Below are 14,270 nucleotides of genomic sequence, written 5' to 3'. Positions count from 1 at the left end.
AAAAATAACATTAATTCAAACGACCTTTTACAGCATTTTTCACAGTTTCTTCAATCGAATAAAATTCATACCCGATTGCATTTTTTATTTTTTGATTACTGTATTTAATGGTATTGAAAGCATTTCTTGCCGCAGATTTTGTAATCAAAGGTTTTGAGAAAGTCAAGACTGCCCAAAGCACAGAAAGTCGCCAGGTGATTCCCATTAGAATTGGATTAACCTTTTTACTTGGCGGTTTTTGATCCAATTCTTTAGCAATTAAATCGAAAAGATGTTTGAATGAAACATTTGCTCCGATACATAAATAGCGTTCATTAAATATTTCTCGGTTCATCAATTCTACCATAATTTTTGATACATCTCTTGCGTCAACAAAAGAATTGGCTCCGGGAGAATAAAACTTTAATCCATTTCCAACGGTTTTAAAGATTTTCATCGAACTTTCGTCCCAATCTCCAGCACCAAAAATCACAGATGGATTTACAATAACAGCATTCAGACCTTCTTCAATTCCTCTCCAAACTTCTTTTTCTGCACTGTATTTTGTAACTGAATAACCGCTTGTTTCATCGGTCAAAATCCATTTTCCATTTTCGTCTACTTCAACATTCTCCGGAATATCTTTATTTCCTACCGCTGCAGTTGAACTCACAAAACAAAACTTTTCAATTCCAAATTCCAATGCTAAATTCACCATATTGGCTGTTCCATAACGGTTAATTTCCATCATTTGATTGAAATCTCGCTTACTAAAAGAAACAATAGCAGCACAATGATAGACTACCTTATGTCCTTGAATAACTTCTTCTAACGAGGGAATATCAAGGACATCGCATTCGACCCAATTGATTTTATCAAAATGCATTGCAGACTTCTCTTTGAGGTAATAATCGAAGCACGTTTTTACGGTATTTATTTTCAATTTGTTTCTATAAATAGCCGTGATTTTATCATGTTGCTGGGTTAATTCAACCAACAAATGACTCCCCAATAATCCTGTACCTCCTGTTACAAATACCATAGTTCAAAAATAAGGATGTTTTTTATTTAAAGTGGGTTTGGGAGGAAAAAGAGTAGAAGTAGAATGATGCAGAGTTTCGCGGAGGGGCAGAGATTCGCAGAGAAGAAGAAGAAGAAGAAGAATTTCGCAGAGTTGCGCGGAGGAGCGGAGTCCCGTACAGCTGTCGGGACGCAGAGAGTACCTGTGGCACTGGTTATTACACAGAGATAAAGGAGGGGTTTCACAGAGATACACGGAGAAAAAGAGAAGAGGAATAGAAATGAATAAAAAAAGATAGTTTCATGGATAACATTTTGAACATAGCGCTCACATATTCCAAAAAAAATCTGCGTAATCTGCGAATATCTGCGGGAGAAAAAAATCAAAGCCTACGAGAACTCACTCGTTAAAATCCTAATTTCTAAATATAAGATTCATTAGCAAGGCGCGTTGGAATCTGAAATACAAGGAGTTGACTCTTGTCAATGACTGCTTTCAAATTTTAATGCAACGCAGAAAATGGATTTTATATTCAGAAATTTCCTAGTTCTGTTTGCGGATCCCAATAATACTTCTCAAAATCTACAATTTTATCATCAATCACCTTAATTCCTTCCTTCTCCAAACGTTCTTGCATAATTTCTGGGGGAGAAAAATGCATTTTACCTGTCAAAACGCCATTTCTATTGACTACTCGATGCGCTGGAATATCTTTTTCTCGGTGAGAAGCATTCATTGCCCAACCTACCATCCGACTAGATTTCGCCGTTCCTAGTGCTTTGGCAATACTTCCATAAGAGGTCACACGTCCTTCAGGAATCAATCTAGTAATTTCAAAAACACGTTGAAAAAAATCTTTTGTTTGACTGCTTATGGAATCGAAGTTTTTCATCAATAATTGATTAATTCACAGTAAACTTACAATATTTTATTTGAGATCCTCTCTTTGTAAAGAGCTCTTCGTAGTGTGTTTTAATCTTCAAAATATCTTGACTCGCTTGCGGCAATTTATCTAAATCTCCATACAAATCCCAAGTTGTAAAAAGGCAGTTATAGTTATGTTCCTTAATCTCTATTTCTGTTGATGCGAAAAGTAAATCACTGTCCGTTTTCAAATGAATAATTCCACCCGGCTTTAAAATTTTTCTATAACGATCAATAAAAGTCTTTGAAGTCAATCTTTTATTTGGTTTATTCGGTTGGGGATCTGAAAATGTTAACCAAATTTCATCAACTTCTTTTTCTTCAAAATAATAATCTATAAAATCAATTTTGGTTCGTAAAAAGAAAATATTGTTCAATCCTTCTTCCTCCGCTTCTTTGGCTCCGATGTAAATTCTATTTCCCTTGATATCTACAGCTATAAAGTTTTGATTCGGATATTTCCGTGCCAATCCAACAGCATACTCGCCTTTTCCACAGCCCAATTCTAAAATTATTGGATTGTCATTTTTAAAGAATCGGGAATGCCAATCTCCTTTATAATCAATTTCATTGTTGAGCGTCATTTCAACAGACGGTTCTAAAACGTGATCCATTTTCGTGATCTCGTCGAATTTAAAAAGCTTGTTTTTAGCCATTATTTATTAACTTGGTCGTACAAAAATAGAAACTTCTCATTGACGTGCATCAAACGCTCATAAAATCTATCAAACATTCTCGAATTTTGTTGAGCCCATTAAATTGGGGCTTGGGTCATGTCAGTAGAACTGTCCCCATAATTCAATGGCTTTTAGCGAATGAAAACGAAGTAATTATTTGTTGTGATGAAAGTCAGGAGCGTTTCTATAGAAATTATTTTCCTGAAATTTGGTATGTGCCACACGAAGGATATCCTTTCAAGTTTAAAGGAAATGGAAATTGGACTTTAGATATTATAAAAAATTTCCGCGCTCTGCACTTATTTCTACAAGATGAAAAACGAAGAGTAAAGGATTTGGTTGAGAAATTTAATCCTGATTTAATTATTTCAGATCAACGGTTTGGTTTTATTTCAAAAAAAGTAAAAAGTGTTATTATTTCTCACCAAGTGAATCTTCCTGTTTCAGATTGGAATTTATTAGCTAAAATGTGGAATAGAAAACTGCTTTCAAAATTTAATGAAATTTGGATTCCTGATACAATTGAGCAAGAATTCAGTGGTAAATTGAGTAATGGAAACCTCAGGAATAAGTATTTTATTGGAACTTGTTCTCGTTTCAAAAATGTACTAAAAGAAAATTCAACTTCGAAGGTGAAACAATACAAGTATTTGGGAATAATTAGCGGACCAGCTCCTTACAATAAGCAATTGTTAGATTTATTCATTAAAAAAATGGAGCAAAGCAATCAAAAATCTGCGGTTATTATTCCAGAAGAATTGTATGATGAAAGTTTAAATTCCGAATTAATTACAGCAATTTCATCTCCAAGTCATGGAGAATTCACTGAATTATTATTAGAAAGTAAAACTGTAATTAGTCGAGCTGGATATTCAACATTAATGGATTTAATTGAAACAAAAAATGAAGGGATTTTAATTCCAACACCAGGACAAGCGGAACAAGAATATCTTTCTGAATTTCATGAAAACAATAAATCTTGGATTTTTAAAACCGAAGAAGAGTTTTTGAAAATGGAACTTAGTTAACTACTTTTTGAGGTCAATTTTGATCAATAAATAACATTTTGTAAACATGATCCATTTTTAGATGTTGACCAAATAAGATGACTTTCTGTGTCCTAAATTAAAAATTATAAAGATTGAAATACTTTCGAGCAACGGAAATCGTTCTAAATATTATAAATTTGTATACAATTATTAATATATAATGAATTTACGCAATTTATTCTTTTTAGCATTGATTCTTACAGTACTTAGCTGTACGAAAAATAAGCAACATCCTGTTCCTTATTATTCTTTTGATGCGAATATAAATCTCAATTTACCTTCCTATGTCGATCTGCAAGGAGTTGGCGGATGGGCTTATGTGTCTGGAATTGGTTCGAAAGGAGTTATCGTTTATCGTCAAAGTATGCAAGTTTTCGTTGCTTTTGACCGACATTCCCCAGCAGAAGGAAGTTTTGATTGTGAAACAGGATTAGTGCCAGACCCGAGTAACTTCCTGGTTTTAAACGACCCTTGCTCTGACGCTCAATTTTCTTTGTATGATGGCTCTATTATTGGTGGAGATACAAAATGGGGATTGCGTGCTTATGCTGCTGAATACAACGGCGGACAATATTTAAGGATTTTTAATCCATAATTTAAGCTTTCAATTCACTCATTAATAATTAAATCCTGTTTTAAAAAAATCAAATGAAGCATATACTTTTTCTATCGTTTTTAATCTTTTCTGTTTATGGAATTGGGCAAACCAAAAATGTTCTTTTCATTGGAAATAGCTTCACGATGAATTATCAAATGCCTAAGAAATTAGAGCGTATTGCTAAACGAGAAGGAGAATCTTTATATACTGCCCAAGTTACAACAGGTGGAAAAGATTGGGCTTTTCATGCGAAAAATCCACAAACTTATGAAATGATTAAAGCAGAACCTTGGGACTATGTAATTTTGCAAGCCTTGAGTTATGAGCCTTTATATGCCGAGCACCAATTGAAGGAGAAAACACTTAAATACGGAGAAATAATCATCGATAGTGTGCGTCGTCATCATCCAAATGCAAAAATTTTATTGTTTATGACATGGGGTTATAAAGATGGAATCTACATTGAATATGAAAGGAAATCTATTGAATATGAAGAAATGCAAGAGCGTCTTCAAAAACAATACAATCGTTTCAGCGAGATGTACAAAGTAGCTGTTGCCCCAGTAGGAAAAGTTTGGGAAAAAACCCGAGATCAATATCCAAATTACAACTTATATGCAAGTGATGATTACCACCAGAGTGAATTGGGTTCGTTTTTAATTGCATCAACATTCTACAGCATGATTTTCAACAAATCTATTCAAGATTATTCGCGTTTACCCTACAAAAATGTAGACGAAATTGAGGCGAGGTACATAACTTCAATTGTGAATGAGGTAACCCTTCACCCGAAGATGGATTGGGGAAGAAAATACTGGGAAGAAGATGAAATCACTACGCTAAAAGCAGTTAAAAGAGTGAATGGATATTTTTATAATTTCTAGTAAAAAGAACACTTCAGTCACATTAAAATGACCAAAGTGTTCTGAATAAAATTAATCTTCTTTATTTGATAATTCCGCTTTTTTCGTCTTAGATTTCTTCATTCGAATATTGATTATTTCAACTCCTAATGAGAATGCAATCGCAAAATACAAGTAACCTTTTGGAATTACTCCCACTTCATTATTGAATACAATAGCGTGAGAAACGTGCGCTGCTTCGGTAATTAACAAGAATGCAATTAAAATCAAAAATGCCAATCCTAAAATCTGCATACTTGGATGTTTTTCAATAACTTCTCTAATTTTATTGGCAAAAGCAATCATCACGATAATAGAAATAATAACTGCAATAATCATCAAAACCAAAGTGTAATTGTTATTTGGATGTAATCCGCTGGTCATTCCAACAGCGGTCAATATTGAATCAATTGAGAAAACGAGGTCAATCACCAAGATTTGTAGAATCACATCTTTTAATGATTTAGGTTTTTGTTTTTTAAGATCTTCCGTTTTATCCGTCTCCAATTTCTCCATTATTTCTGTCGTACTTTTATAAAGCAAGAACAGACCTCCAAGAAGTAGAATCAAACTCTGAACGTTTAATTCAAATGAAATCCAAGATGTTTCAACGGTCCAAAAAGGAGTTTGTAATTTGGTTAAATACGAAACAAAGAACAATAAAATAATACGCTGAACCAATGCCAAAAGCAAACCGAGATTGGTCGCTTTTCTGCGCTGATTTTCTGGTAATTTCCCTGCACTAATGGAAATAAATAGAATATTGTCAATCCCTAAAATAATCTCCAGAAAAGTAAGGGTTAGCAAAGCCATTAAGGCATCACCGCTGAGTAAAAAATCTAACATATTGTCATTTTTAGTTTTATGTTAATAGTGTTTGTTTATTGCAATACAATAAAGAATAAAGAATAAAATTACATATTCTGATTTGATATTTTAAGTTGTTTATAGAAAATGTGAAAATTTGGGTTTTAGGAATAAGAGGTGGAGTAGTTTTAGAATAAAAGAGAAAATGAAAGTTCCATATCAAATTGGAGCAGATGTATTGTTAAAGTATAGTCGAACTGAAAAATTAGAATCAGCTTTAAAAGTAGGGAAATTAATTGAGGAGTCTAGATTATCATTAGGTATAACTCAACAGGAATTAGCTATTAAGAGTGGAACTTCCAGAGCCCATATTTCCCGAATTGAAAATGATAAAAGCGATATCGAATTAGGAACTTTAAGAAAAATAATAGAAACGGGATTAGGTAAGAATTTGGAGATTAGTATTAAATAGATTCTTTATTCAAATTTGTAGAGGAATTTAGAATAATAGCAACCATGAGTTACAAACTTGCGGCAGCTATTATTCGAAAATCTACTTCACCTTTTTCAACTCTAAATTCTGCGTATACAATAAATACCCTTCTGTCTCCTCAAATCCCATATCGCTCAATTGCTTGCAATAATTGAAAACCTGCGAATTGTGTTTATTCAATGGCTCACCAGTTTTGAAATCTACCACTACAGCTTTACTTCCTGAGATGTATATTTTATCAGGACGTTTAACTTCCTTTTCGCTGATGAGAATATCTTGTTCATCTAATACTTTATCTGCATTCTTGGCAAAATCTTGATCTTCTAAAAGCGCATAAGTTGCATTGGCAGTTTTCATGATTTCCTCTTCGAATTTTGGATCGATTAAACCTTCCATTTTTAATTTAGCAATCACTTTATCAATTGGATTGTCACGTTTGATCTCTGATAAAACCAAGTGCAATTCATTTCCAAATTGCTGTTCTTCATTGAAGACTTCTTTTTCTAATGCTTCTTCATCTTGTAATGACAATTCTGGAAACCATAGGAAATCACTTAAGTCTTTTGGGATGAAATTCGTTCCTTCTCCTCCACTTTTTGAATCGTCTTTTATGATTTTAGTTTCCTCACCAAACTTGATGAATTCTTCTGTTTTTTCCGTTACTTGCTCATCACTCCAAGTTTCAACTGATAATGCAACAGGCTGATTAATTTGTGTAAAGAATCCATCTTTTGCAGAAGGCTGCTTCGTTTCTGCCATCACATACAAACGCTCACTTGGCCGCGTAAATGCCACGTACAAAGTATTTAATTCATCCAATAACAATTGATCATATTCCAATTTATAAGCACTCATCATATAGTCAGGAACATTAGTTTTACTCAGTTTAGAATATAAAACAACATCCTGCTCTGCTTCCACAAAATGATTTCCCCAACTTGTTTTAATGCCCCAACTTAAATTAGGAATAATCACCACAGGAAACTCTAATCCTTTAGATTTATGAATCGTCATAATCTTAATGGCATCTTTGTTTTCTGGCATTTGAATGGTACTGTTTTTCAACTTTGCATTCCACTCATCAATGAATCCACGAATATCTGGACCAAATTTTAGATCGTAGTTTTGATACAATTCTAACAAGTGATGTAAATATGGATTTCTAAGTTCACTCATTTTCATTAAAGCAATAAAACTCTCTCCTAAACCATATAGATTTTCATAAGGAAAAAACAGTTCTTCCATTGCGTCGAATTCTTTTACTACAAATGCTTCGAAGTCAAAATTCCCAACCTTTTCATTCCTCCAAAAGTTGTTCAATTCCACAATTGGATCTTTCTTTTGATGGCGATAAAATGTCGTTGCAAATTTAATTTGAGTGGTTTTATTTCCGCTATTTCTTCTTAAATTCAAATAGTCAATACATAATCCAACAGAAGCATCTGAAGAAACCAACAAACTGTCTGAACTTACAATTTTATATCCTTTCCCTGCTTCGATTAATCCTTTTGCATAACGTCTTCCCTCCTTTTTTCCTCGGGTTAGCACACAAATATCTCCTGGATCAAAACCATCTTCAATACTTTTACTTACCTTCTCCAAAAGAAAGGTATTCTCTAGTTCATTTACATCCTCTTTGTTTTTTTCTGGAATAAAATCTATGGAAACAAATCCTCCGTCTGCTCCTTTTGGATTTTGGCGAATGTCCTTATAATACTCTTCAAAATGTGCTGGCATTTCTCCCAACATGCGCTTGAAAAAAGTATTATTAAACTCCACAATGTTCTTTTTTGAACGGTAATTATCTTCCAAAGGAACTTTCTTTCCCATTTGAAGGAAATACTCAGAAAGCTGAGCGAAATTCGGATCATTTTCTGGATTATAAATGGCAGGTAATTTCACAAATTGTTCAACCAATCCATTTCTAAATCTATAAATCGCTTGTTTTGGATCTCCAACAATTAAATTCTCAAAGTTATTTGACATTGATTCATGAACCAACGGAATAAGATTTACCCATTGCAATCTACTCGTATCTTGAAATTCATCCAACAAATAGTGATTGTAGCGATTTCCTAATCGTTCGTATATATAAGGAGCATTTTCCTTTTTCAATAATTCGGCAATGCGCTGACCAAATTCAAATATTCCGATGATGTTTTTCTTCTCTTTGAAAATCGTTAATTCCTTAGAAATATATTTCAGTAAAGCCAGATTATAAAAGTTCGATTTAATCTTAATCAAAGTATAAACACGTTCCGAAAGCTTGGCTTCCATTGCGAAAAGCTCTTCCATCATACCCATCAATGGACCATCAACATTATGCGCAGGCTTCACACTTTCTCCACTAATCGTCTTGATTATAGCAGCTGAAGGAGGTTTAGCATCTGTCAAAGTACGTGAAGGCAAGCTTTCTAATATCGGATGAATTCCGCGTGATTTACCAGGATAATCACTTTCTGAAGTTCCTAGGGTTTGAAAATATTGATATATGTCCAAACATTTTTGTAAATGCTTTGCTCCTAGCTCTTTTAATTCAGCGTTAATCTCTTTGTATGTTTCCTCATTGAAATCTTTTTTCAATAATTCTTGAATGTAGTCTTGGTCTTTTTCATTGGTCAAGACTTTACTGAATTCAATTAAGCTTCCTCTAAAATTCCATTTATCTCCTTCATCAGCATTACTTTTTGCATAATTCAATGCTAAATTGGTCACCTTTTCTTCATTTGGCTTTCCTAATTTAGACATCAATTCATCGATCACTTGTTCTAGTAAAACATTCTGATCTAAAGTCACTTCGAAGTCTTCTTGCAAATCTAAATCCCGACTAAAAGTTCGAATTAAACGCAGACTGAATTTGTCAATTGTCAGGATATTAAAATCTTCATAATTATGCAGAATTTCAGATAAAACTCTTTTCGAACGTACTTGAATCACATGTGGCTGCAAACCTGTCGTAACCTGAGTCGCCGACAATAACATTTTTGCTTTCTTATTTTCCTTTTCACTTTTTCGCTCAGGATAAGCCAACCAATCTAAAGCTTGAATAACGCGTTCTTTCATTTCCCATGCTGCTTTATTGGTAAATGTCATGGCCAATATTTTACCAAAATTCTTCTGAGAAATATTATCTCCCAAAGTCAGTTTAAGGTAATTTTGAACCAAAGAAAATGTTTTTCCACTTCCGGCAGAAGCGCTATAAATTGTAAGTGGCTTTATTGTTTCGTTTTGCATGATTGTATATATGAAGAACCAACTAATTTAATATATAAATCGTCTTTAAATGGAATTTTAAGAGATTAATTATTTGATTTTTGAGAAGAACTTATGTCTACCTCCTCTACATTTCAATCTATTATTAGAATTCTATTTCTCAAGATAGAGATGTAAAAAATTAACAAAACATCACTTTATTAATTGATCAAGTTTAGATGGTTTTGAACGTAAAATTATGTGAATTGGCCTTTTAGGGCGCAGGATTATATTACTTATTTCGCAGGACGCGCTGCATCCTGCTGAATTGAGTTGGACTTTCAGCCCGTATAGATATTTATTAGGAATTGTATTTTACATCTTATGAAATCAACCTAAGAAATCGGCCTGAAAGGTCAGCTTATTTCAACTCAAGGCATCGCCTTGGGTTGAAATACAATACCAAACATATACGTCCTGTAAGGTCAGCTCATTTTTAGATTGTAATATGAAGAAGCTAAAAATGCATCACAATTAAATAAAATCAGACCCACTACCGAAAGATTTTTGATTCTCAAGAAAAAATATTGTACATTTAAATAATTAATAAACACAATGAAAAAACTTTTACTACTTCTCTTTTTCGCTGGCTTAATGTATTCCTGTAACAACAAGCAACCAAAAGAAGTCTCTCCAGAGGAAATGGAATTAAAAGCACGTGTAAACATTATCCCCAATTATCAGGGTGTTCCGATGGAATTTAATCAGACTTACACAACACAAGAAGGATATACAATTGAATTTACAAAGTTGAATATTATCATGACCAATTTCAAAGATAACGGAAAACAGCTTTTTCAATCTGGCGTTTATAAATTTGAAAAGGACAAACGTTTGCTTTGGGAAGGCGTTGGGAATTATACTGAATTCACTTCTATAACTGCAAATATTGGAGTTGACGCAACACAAAATCATGAAGATCCTTCTGCTAGAGATGCCGATGATCCTTTGTTTATTCTAAATTCTGGAGATATGCATTGGGGATGGAATACAGGTTATATTTTTGTGATGATTGAAGGGAAAGCAGATACTTCTGCATTGCAAGATGGTTCTGAGATGACGAATTTCGCTTATCATATTGGAAATGATGATTTATTGAGGTCTTTTAGTCTTCAAGGTTTAAATTGGATGAAAGTAAACAGTCAATTATTTGAAACCAATATTCAACTGGATTTGTATAAAATATTTGATGGTGAAACAGAAGATATTGACATCAAAACAGAACGAATTTCGCACACAAATCCAGGGCAAATTGCTTTAAGCGAAAAAGTAATAAATAACTTCGTGAAAGCGTTAAGTAAGTAAGGTTTAATTATTAATGTTTAACGCGCGTGGATATTGAATTTTAACTGCGTTAAAATTGTGGAAAAGTCCAGCGCTAACCACGTTAAACCTTAATAATTATACATTAGAAAAAGTTAAACATTAATAGAAGTATGAAAAAGAAGATAATATTCATATTTATTTCAATCTTGTTCTTTTCTTGTAAGAAGAATGAAGTCGATATGTCTATAACTCCTTATCAACTTGAAATTCCAAGTCATTTTCCAGCGATGCCAATTCCAGAAGACAATCCTATGTCAGTGGAGGGAGTTGAACTAGGAAGAAGGCTTTTTTATGACACACGTTTAAGTCTCGACAATTCTATTTCTTGCGCTTCATGTCACAATCAAGCCAATGGTTTTTCTGATCCTAATCAATTTTCAAGCGGAGTAAATGGAACAATCGGCGTTCGTCAATCGATGTCATTGGTTAATTTAGGTTGGCAAAGTGCTTACTTTTGGGATGGTCGAGCAGAAACACTTGAAGAGCAAGTTTTGCATCCGGTTAGAGATCCAATTGAAATGAATCAAAGTTGGGATGCTACAGCACAAAAACTAAATGCAATTGAAGGATATCAAAATGATTTCTACCGTGTTTTTGAAGTTGTAGATTTTGATTCTACTCATATCTCTAAAGCTATTGCCCAGTTTTTAAGAACGCTTATCTCGAGTCAATCAAAATATGATGTGATGTACAAATACCGAAACAACCTACCTTTGAATGCATTTGAGCAGAATCTTTACACCCAAATCACGAATGAAGAATGGGGAGGAATGGATTTGTTCTTCAGCTTAACAAATGGAGATTGTTTGCATTGTCATGATGGACCGCTTATGGAAGTTCAAGGTTTGTTTTCAAACAATGGTTTGGATGATAATTTTTCAGATATTGGAAGAATGAAAGTCACAGGGAATACTAACGATCAAGGGAAATTTAAAGTTCCCAGTTTAAGAAATATTGAATTCACAGCACCTTACATGCACGACGGAAGATTTTCAAATTTAGATGAAGTAATCAACCATTATTCCTTTGGAATCGTGGAAAGTCCGACCATTGACCCGATGATAGAATTCGCTCACCAAGGTGGTGTTCAACTGGATGCTCAGGAACATCAATTGATAAAAACTTTCTTAAAAACATTTACTGATCATAAGTTTTTGAACAACCCAAAATTCAAAAAACCTAGCTCACACTGATTCTTTACCAACTTGGTTGATTTTTTCATAGATCACCTATGAAATACGCCTTTATTTTAGTTTATTTGTTCACAATAAAAATGATTCATGGAAGACCGGAGAAGACTCACAACAGAAGAAAAAGCATTAAAGATAAATCTGAACTCAGATATTTATGGTTCCTTTTCTGAAATAGGCGCTGGTCAAGAGGTTGCAGCAAACTTTTTTAGGGCTGGAGGAAGCTCGGGAACAATTGCCTTTGCGAGTTCTGCTTATGACATGAAAGTGTCTGATAGTATTTACGGAAAAGCGAAACGTTATGTCAGTGAGGAAAGGTTGTTAACCATGCTCAAAAAAGAGTATGAAATGGTGACGACTAGTTTAGATTCTCGAAAAGAACATACGCGATTCTTCTCATTTTGCAATACCGTAGAGTCATTAAATTACCACAAAACAAATCAAGGTCAAGGTTGGGTAGGTTTGAGATTTCAAATTAATCCAAACACTCCACCAAATCATATCATTTTGCATGTTAAAATGCACGATCATAACAACAGAGCGCAACAAGAAGCTTTAGGGATTTTAGGTGTTAATTTGATTTATGCAGCTTATTTTCATGCGACTGGAGAGTTAGATTATTTCATCAATAGTTTAGTCCATCATTTACCAAAAGACAGAATTGAAATTGACATGTTGCATGTTGAAGGTCCAGACTTTGAACAAATAGACAATAGAATCTTAGCGCTTAATCTTGTAAAAAGAGGAATTACTGAAGCTACAATGTTTGATCAAACAGGTAAAGTTCTTCAGCCTGCGAGTAAATTATACAAGAAGAATATTCTGCTAATGCGTGGACGATTTAGACCCGTTACTAAGGTGCATATTGACATGTTGAACAGTGCCCGAGGAAAATTCTACGAGGAAGAAGGAGTTCAGAAAAAAGATGTTAGAGAGGTTTTTGAATTGACATTGCGTGATTTAACTTCTGGCGGACAAATCTCGGATATGGATTTTGTTGACCGAGCAGAGCTTTTAGGAGCTTTGGGTTATACTGTAATGATTTCAAATTATCTGCGCTATTATGAAATGGTAGATTATTTAAGTGATATCACCAAAGGATATAAAATGGGAATCATTTTAGGAATTTACAATATCCACAATATTTTCGATGAGCAATATTACACGCACCTAAATGGTGGTTTACTTGAAGCTTTCGGAAAGGGATTTGGAAGAAATGCAAAGATGTACATTTATCCAGCAATCAATTACAATAATGGAGAATTGTATGAATTTAAGGATGTTATTGTTCCAAATCATTTAAAAGGATTGCTTACTTACATGATTGACAACGAAAAAATTGAAGCACTTTCTCAGTTCGATTATAGTTTATTAAACATCAACGCTGATGACGTTTTAGCAAAAATTACACGTCATGAAGATGATGAAAATTGGGACAGTGATGTGCCAGATCGTGTCGCTAAAGCGATTAAGTTTATGCGCTTGTTTGGATATACGCCAAAGGTGGAGCCAGAAGAGTTGAAGTTGTCGAAGGAGATTCATTTTAAACTATAATTACCGTTAGCTGCTTTGCACTCGTTTTGAAAAATAAATCCCCACAACAAGCTCTGGGCATCGCATTGACAAAAGTCAACTCATTATTTTTCAAAACAAGCGCGCCGCATCGACAGGCTCAGCGCAGCGCTTGCTAACAAAAAATATAACTAAGAAATTATAGTTTCGGATTCTAAATCTGCATTAGCTACTTTACTTAGAATTATCTCAAAAAAAAAGCTTCGCTGCAGTTGTACTGCTGCGATGTTTTTTTTTGAGATAATTCATTCAGAGGGACATTGCTCATAGATGAAATGCTTTGTTAATGACATTTTTAAATAACTCTAATTGAGATATACTTTCTTGGATGGATGTCAATACATTCAGTGGGAAATTTTAAACGGGCTGAAAGCCCAACTTAATTCAGCAGGATGCAACGCGCCCTGTTGTATTAAGTGTTTTTTTTGCGCTCTGAAGGAGCAACTCAATGATATGATTCAAACCACGGTGCTCCTCGGA

At 33.8% G+C, this 14,270-nt stretch carries 12 protein-coding genes; 7 read left to right on the top strand and 5 right to left on the bottom strand.

Translation table 11 applies throughout. The features are described from left to right. Nucleotides 1-10: 10 nt before the first annotated feature. From ERX46_RS02335 to trmB, 3 genes are all read right to left on the bottom strand, one after another. The gene (locus tag ERX46_RS02335) at nt 11-1,021 is read right to left on the bottom strand and encodes an NAD-dependent epimerase/dehydratase family protein (RefSeq protein WP_130092220.1); all 1,011 of its coding nucleotides are present in this window, start codon (nt 1,019-1,021) and stop codon (nt 11-13) included. 511 nt (nt 1,022-1,532) lie between these two features. Next, on the bottom strand, nt 1,533-1,892 hold the full coding sequence (locus ERX46_RS02330) for an MGMT family protein (protein ID WP_130092219.1): 360 nt from the start codon (nt 1,890-1,892) through the stop codon (nt 1,533-1,535). A 10-nt stretch (nt 1,893-1,902) separates the two neighbouring features. Then, nucleotides 1,903-2,580, bottom strand: coding sequence for a tRNA (guanosine(46)-N7)-methyltransferase TrmB (gene trmB / locus ERX46_RS02325; RefSeq protein ID WP_130092218.1), 678 nt, complete (start codon nt 2,578-2,580; stop codon nt 1,903-1,905). 86 nt (nt 2,581-2,666) lie between these two features. Between trmB and ERX46_RS02320 the strand changes: the two genes are divergently transcribed. The 3 genes from ERX46_RS02320 to ERX46_RS02310 all read left to right on the top strand — a co-directional run bounded on the left by ERX46_RS02320 (nt 2,667) and on the right by ERX46_RS02310 (nt 5,132). After that, a complete protein-coding gene (locus ERX46_RS02320) occupies nt 2,667-3,629 on the top strand; it encodes a glycosyltransferase (RefSeq protein ID WP_130092217.1) in 963 nt (320 codons plus the stop codon). A 181-nt stretch (nt 3,630-3,810) separates the two neighbouring features. Continuing rightward, nucleotides 3,811-4,245 (top strand): Rieske (2Fe-2S) protein, encoded by a 435-nt coding sequence (locus ERX46_RS02315; protein ID WP_130092216.1) that lies wholly within the window; start codon nt 3,811-3,813, stop codon nt 4,243-4,245. A gap of 53 nt (nt 4,246-4,298) precedes the next feature. Continuing rightward, entirely contained in the window at nt 4,299-5,132 is an 834-nt protein-coding gene (locus ERX46_RS02310) for a DUF4886 domain-containing protein (protein ID WP_130092215.1), read from the top strand. A 51-nt stretch (nt 5,133-5,183) separates the two neighbouring features. Here the strand turns inward: ERX46_RS02310 and ERX46_RS02305 are convergent, their stop codons facing one another. Beyond that, nucleotides 5,184-5,996 carry a TerC family protein gene (locus ERX46_RS02305; RefSeq protein ID WP_130092214.1) on the bottom strand — a complete coding sequence of 271 codons (813 nt, stop codon included), beginning with the start codon at nt 5,994-5,996 and terminating at the stop codon, nt 5,184-5,186. 166 nt (nt 5,997-6,162) lie between these two features. On the opposite strand from ERX46_RS02305, the gene ERX46_RS02300 reads away from it, so the two are divergent. After that, complete coding sequence (locus ERX46_RS02300; RefSeq protein ID WP_130092213.1) at nt 6,163-6,429, top strand: helix-turn-helix domain-containing protein; 267 nt, start codon at nt 6,163-6,165, stop codon at nt 6,427-6,429. A gap of 81 nt (nt 6,430-6,510) precedes the next feature. Here ERX46_RS02300 and ERX46_RS02295 read toward each other — a convergent pair whose 3' ends face one another. Continuing rightward, nucleotides 6,511-9,684, bottom strand: a complete 3,174-nt coding sequence (locus ERX46_RS02295; RefSeq protein WP_130092212.1) for a UvrD-helicase domain-containing protein — start codon at nt 9,682-9,684, stop codon at nt 6,511-6,513. A 573-nt stretch (nt 9,685-10,257) separates the two neighbouring features. Here ERX46_RS02295 and ERX46_RS02290 point away from each other — a divergent pair. From ERX46_RS02290 to ERX46_RS02280, 3 genes are all read left to right on the top strand, one after another. After that, on the top strand, nt 10,258-11,007 hold the full coding sequence (locus ERX46_RS02290; RefSeq protein ID WP_130092211.1) for an MbnP family protein: 750 nt from the start codon (nt 10,258-10,260) through the stop codon (nt 11,005-11,007). A 131-nt stretch (nt 11,008-11,138) separates the two neighbouring features. After that, nucleotides 11,139-12,221 (top strand): cytochrome-c peroxidase, encoded by a 1,083-nt coding sequence (locus ERX46_RS02285; RefSeq protein ID WP_207214101.1) that lies wholly within the window; start codon nt 11,139-11,141, stop codon nt 12,219-12,221. Nucleotides 12,222-12,308: 87 nt separating this feature from the next. Next, the gene (locus ERX46_RS02280; protein WP_130092210.1) at nt 12,309-13,772 is read left to right on the top strand and encodes a TonB-dependent receptor; all 1,464 of its coding nucleotides are present in this window, start codon (nt 12,309-12,311) and stop codon (nt 13,770-13,772) included. The last annotated feature ends 498 nt before the right edge of the window (nt 13,773-14,270 follow it).

The sequence above is a fragment of the Brumimicrobium glaciale genome (assembly GCF_004152935.1).
GTDB lineage: Bacteria > Bacteroidota > Bacteroidia > Flavobacteriales_D > Crocinitomicaceae > Brumimicrobium > Brumimicrobium glaciale.
Note: the sequence above shows the minus strand (reverse complement) of the source record. Positions and strands in the feature narration are given on the sequence as shown.

Excerpts from the sequence above, each read along its gene's own strand:
- ERX46_RS02335 (WP_130092220.1), bottom strand. The coding sequence starts at position 1,021 with ATGGTATTTGTAACAGGAGGTACAGGATTATTGGGGAGTCATTTGTTG.
- ERX46_RS02330 (WP_130092219.1), bottom strand. The coding sequence starts at position 1,892 with ATGAAAAACTTCGATTCCATAAGCAGTCAAACAAAAGATTTTTTTCAA.
- trmB (WP_130092218.1), bottom strand. The coding sequence starts at position 2,580 with ATGGCTAAAAACAAGCTTTTTAAATTCGACGAGATCACGAAAATGGAT.
- ERX46_RS02315 (WP_130092216.1), top strand. The coding sequence starts at position 3,811 with ATGAATTTACGCAATTTATTCTTTTTAGCATTGATTCTTACAGTACTT.
- ERX46_RS02310 (WP_130092215.1), top strand. The coding sequence starts at position 4,299 with ATGAAGCATATACTTTTTCTATCGTTTTTAATCTTTTCTGTTTATGGA.
- ERX46_RS02305 (WP_130092214.1), bottom strand. The coding sequence starts at position 5,996 with ATGTTAGATTTTTTACTCAGCGGTGATGCCTTAATGGCTTTGCTAACC.
- ERX46_RS02300 (WP_130092213.1), top strand. The coding sequence starts at position 6,163 with ATGAAAGTTCCATATCAAATTGGAGCAGATGTATTGTTAAAGTATAGT.
- ERX46_RS02295 (WP_130092212.1), bottom strand. The coding sequence starts at position 9,684 with ATGCAAAACGAAACAATAAAGCCACTTACAATTTATAGCGCTTCTGCC.
- ERX46_RS02290 (WP_130092211.1), top strand. The coding sequence starts at position 10,258 with ATGAAAAAACTTTTACTACTTCTCTTTTTCGCTGGCTTAATGTATTCC.
- ERX46_RS02285 (WP_207214101.1), top strand. The coding sequence starts at position 11,139 with ATGAAAAAGAAGATAATATTCATATTTATTTCAATCTTGTTCTTTTCT.
- ERX46_RS02280 (WP_130092210.1), top strand. The coding sequence starts at position 12,309 with ATGGAAGACCGGAGAAGACTCACAACAGAAGAAAAAGCATTAAAGATA.